This window comes from Rhodococcus sp. CX (genome assembly GCF_015865005.1).
Lineage (GTDB): Bacteria > Actinomycetota > Actinomycetes > Mycobacteriales > Mycobacteriaceae > Rhodococcus.
In genome coordinates this window covers 50,347-54,332 of the sequence record NZ_JADZGH010000162.1, presented here as the reverse complement: position 1 = coordinate 54,332, position 3,986 = coordinate 50,347, and the positions used below count along the sequence as shown (strand labels likewise).

Sequence of the window (3,986 nt, the reverse complement as noted above, 5' to 3'; positions counted from 1 at the left end):
GTTCCTGCCGGTTCGACTGCCATGTCGGCTCCTCCCCGGGTCGACCCGGGTCGGTGGTCCGATCGGCGGGACGAACCTCGTCGGCTGCACGTGATGTGACAGCCGTCACGCTACCGTCTGGTGGCGGGCGGGAACGGGAAAAACCGGGGATGCCGCGTCCGGCGGCAGTGGATCAGGACAGGGCGCTGAGCCGTGCCTTCTCCAGCGCGCCGAGCGTGCGCATGATGGTGGCCTTCTGCTTCTCGAGGTCGCTGCGGCGGGCGCGCGCCGCCAGGCCGGTCTGCTCGGCGACGAGCGCGAGCTGCGCGTCGATCGCGGAGAGCTGGTCGAGCAGCGCGAGGGCGCGGGCCTGGATCTCGTCGACGTCGACGGCGTCGGTGCGCACGGGTGCGGGAGCGGGCTCGGAGGAGCTGCGGGACGACGAGGGGCGCGGCGACGCGGTGCGCGGCTTCGAGGCGCGGGCCGGGGCGTTCTCGGCGACCACGGCGGCGGCGCGCGGACGGAGGGCCTTGCGCACGAGCGCCGGATCGGGCTGCTCGGCGAGCCGAATGTCGTTGAGGGCGCGGCGGGCATCGCGCGCGGCGAGGCGGTGCTCGTACTCTTCCTCGTCGTCGGACTGGAGGGTTCCGCCGATCGGGCGCAGGCCGTACATGCCGACGAACTTGCGCGCTTCCTCGATGATGTCCTCGTGCTTGCGGCAGGTCGCGCAGCGCGGCTCGTTGCGGTACTCCTCGACGGCCTCGAGGTCGCCGCACCATACGCAGGCACCCGGTGTCCACCGTCGTGCTGTCCGGATTGTCGCGGATTCGGTGGGGGCCTCGAGAGTCTGCGCGTCGATCACGAGGAGCCACCTTAAGTGAAAGTCGGGCGGCCACGGCGCGTGGGACGGACGTGACCTGCGGGGACGGACGGGAAAGTGACGAAAATCATGTTAGCGGGGCGACCGCGGTAGGCAAAGTGTTGCGGCACAGCGCTTTCCGTACCGGCCGGTCTGCTGGTTTCCGTCGGCCGTCAGGTGGCGGTCGCCGCGGTGAGCCATTCCACGAGCGGACGGAAACGGCGCCAGGCGTCACGGACCTCGTCGAGCGTGCGGGCGCTGTCGAGCCACGGGGGCGACTGTTCGGTGCGTCCCGCGGTGAGCGCCTTGTGGCGCATCAGGTCGAGCCGCGGGTGGTCGGGGTCGACCCCGCGCGGACGCGTCTTCAGTTGGGCGCCACCGATTTCGAAACCGTCGCGGCGCAGTTTCCGGACCAGTTTCTCGAGCTGGGTGCCGCGCCGTTCGTCGTCGACGGCCGCACGGTACGCCTCGATCTGCGCACCGGATCCGGCGTAGAAGCCGCCGGCGACGATCAGACCCGCCGCGTCGACCTGCACGTAGTAGCCGACGCCCGGGGCGGTCTGCACGAAGCCGCCCTGGTGTGTCTTGTACGGCGTCTTGTCCTTGCTGAACCGGACATCGCGATAGGGCCGAAAGACCTTGCCGGCACCGAATTCCGGCTCCAGTTCGGCGAGCAGCGCAAGCATCGGGCCGCGCACGCAGTCGTCGTATACGGCCTTGTGCGCGGCCCAGAATGCCTTGCTGTTGTCGGCTTCGAGATCCTCGTAGAAGTCGAGTGCGGCGACGGGGAATCCAGTGAACACCCCGACAGTGTGCCCTGTGGAACGGGTTTCAGGCCACGCCGTTGAACAGCGACGTCACCGAGCCGTTCTCGAACACCTCGCGGATCGTCTGCGCCAGGAGCGGAGCGATCGACAGCACGGTGAGGGTCTCGAACTGCTTCTCCGGCGGGATCGGCAGCGTGTTGGTGACGATGACCTCCTTGGCACCGCACGCGGCGAGGCGCTCGGCGGCAGGGTCGGACAGCACACCGTGCGTCGCGGCGATGATGACGTCACCGGCGCCGGCCTCCTTGAGGACCCGCACCGCGCCGGCGATGGTGCCGCCGGTGTCGATCATGTCGTCGATCAGGATGCAGGTGCGGCCCTCGACCTCACCGACTACGCGATTGGACTTGACCTGGTTCGGCACCAGCGGATCGCGGGTCTTGTGGATGAACGCCAGCGGGGCACCACCGAGGGTGTCGGCCCACTTCTCGGCGACGCGGACGCGACCCGAGTCGGGGGAGACCACGGCGATGTTGTCGACGCCGTAGTGGCCGCGGATGTACTCCGCGAGCTGACCCTGCGCGTGCATGTGGTCGACCGGGCCGTCGAAGAAGCCCTGGATCTGGTCGGTGTGCAGGTCGACAGTGATGATGCGGTCGGCACCGGCGGTCTTGAGCAGGTCGGCGATCAGGCGAGCCGAGATGGGCTCGCGGCCGCGGTGCTTCTTGTCCTGACGGGCGTAGGGGTAGAACGGCAGGATCGCGGTGATGCGCTTGGCCGAACCACGCTTGAGCGCGTCGATCATGATGAGCTGCTCCATCACCCACTGGTTCAGCGGGAACGGATGGCTCTGCAGCACGAAGGCGTCGGAGCCACGCACCGACTCCTCGAACCGCACGAAGGTCTCGCCGTTGGCGAAGTCACGCGCGGTCTGCGGCGTGACCTGGATGCCCAGTTCCTTCGAGACCTGCTCCGCCAGCTCGGGGTGTGCCCGGCCGGCGAAGAGCATCAGGTTCTTCTGATTGTCGATCCAATTGGTCACTGGTCCAGGCCGTCCTTTTGCGGTTCGTTCTCTTGCTGCTGCTGCGACGCCAATGATGCTGCCTCAGCGGCGGGGGTCCCGGCTCGATTTCGCTGGACCCATCCTTCAATATTGCGCTGTGGCGCACCCGACACTGCCAGCGCCCCCGGTGGAACGTTCCGCCGGAGCACCGTCCCGGCGCCCGTGTACGCGCCGTCGCCCACCGTCAGGGGAGCCACGAACATGGTGTCGGAACCGGTCCGCACGTGCGATCCGACGACGGTCCGGTACTTCTTGACCCCGTCGTAGTTCACGAACACGCTCGACGCGCCGATGTTGGAATGCTCACCGATCGTCGCGTCCCCGACATAGGTCAGGTGCGGCACCTTCGAATGCGCTCCGATCTGCGCGTTCTTCGTTTCGACGAACGTGCCGATCTTGCCTTCGGCGCCGAGTTCGCTGCCCGGTCGAAGGTACGCGAAGGGGCCGACGGACGCGTCCGCGCCGATCACCGAATCCGATCCGTGGGTCCGCACCACCGACGCTCCGGCACCGACCTGCACATCGGTCAGGGTGGTGTCCGGTCCGATCACCGCGTCCTCACCGATCGACGTGCGCCCGTGCAGTTGCACACCCGGGTGCAGTGTCACGTCCGGTGCGAGGGTGACGTCGACGTCGACCCACGTGGTCGCCGGGTCGATCACCGTCACACCCTCGCGCATCCAGTACTCGAGGGTGCGGCGGTTCAGTTCGGCCGCGAGCGCCGCGAGCTGCACACGGTCGTTCGCTCCGGCGACGCTCACCGCGTCGTCGGTGTAGTGGGCGCGCACGGTCAGCCCCTCGCCGCGGGCGATCGACACGACGTCGGTCAGGTACAGCTCGCCCTGCGCATTGTCGGCGCTGAGCTTGCCGAGCGCCGAGCGCAGCGCGGCGACGTCACCGCGATCATCGAGCACAAGGAAGCGACCCCGACCCAGCTGGCGATCACCGAGGTGAACGCCGGTGTGTATGCGTTCGACGTCGCCGTCGGTGGTGCGCAGGATCCGGCCGTAGCCGGTGGGGTCGGCCGCGGTCGTGGTGAGCACGGTGACGGCCGCAGCTTCGGGTTCGGCGTGCGTCTCCAGCAGGGCGCGCAGCGTGTCGCTGTCGAGCAGCGGGACGTCCGCGGCCGTGACGACGACGGTGCCGGCGAAGTCGTCGGGAAGGGTGGTCAGTGCGCACTCGACGGCATGGCCCGTGCCGAGCTGCTCGTCCTGCACGGCGACGCGGACGTCTCCGTCGAGGTGGGCTGCGAGATCGGTGACGGCGGTGGAGATGCGTTCACGGTCGTGACCGACGACCACGACCAGGTGATCCGGGT

Annotated in this window: 4 protein-coding genes; all 4 read right to left on the bottom strand. The window is 68.8% G+C overall.

Features of this window, described 5'->3' with window-relative positions:
* Positions 1-172: 172 nt before the first annotated feature.
* Entirely contained in the window at positions 173-841 is a 669-nt protein-coding gene (locus tag I0Q12_RS17130) for a hypothetical protein (RefSeq protein ID WP_197253037.1), read from the bottom strand.
* A 170-nt stretch (positions 842-1,011) separates the two neighbouring features.
* Positions 1,012-1,641: a DUF2461 domain-containing protein gene (locus tag I0Q12_RS17125; protein ID WP_197253036.1), complete on the bottom strand. Its 630-nt coding sequence runs from the start codon at positions 1,639-1,641 to the stop codon at positions 1,012-1,014.
* Positions 1,642-1,669: 28 nt separating this feature from the next.
* Complete coding sequence (locus tag I0Q12_RS17120; protein WP_197253035.1) at positions 1,670-2,647, bottom strand: ribose-phosphate diphosphokinase; 978 nt, start codon at positions 2,645-2,647, stop codon at positions 1,670-1,672.
* On the bottom strand, positions 2,644-3,986 hold a 1,343-nt coding region (glmU, locus tag I0Q12_RS17115; RefSeq protein WP_197253034.1), incomplete at its 5' end, for a bifunctional UDP-N-acetylglucosamine diphosphorylase/glucosamine-1-phosphate N-acetyltransferase GlmU. The genes glmU and I0Q12_RS17120, both read right to left, overlap by 4 nt.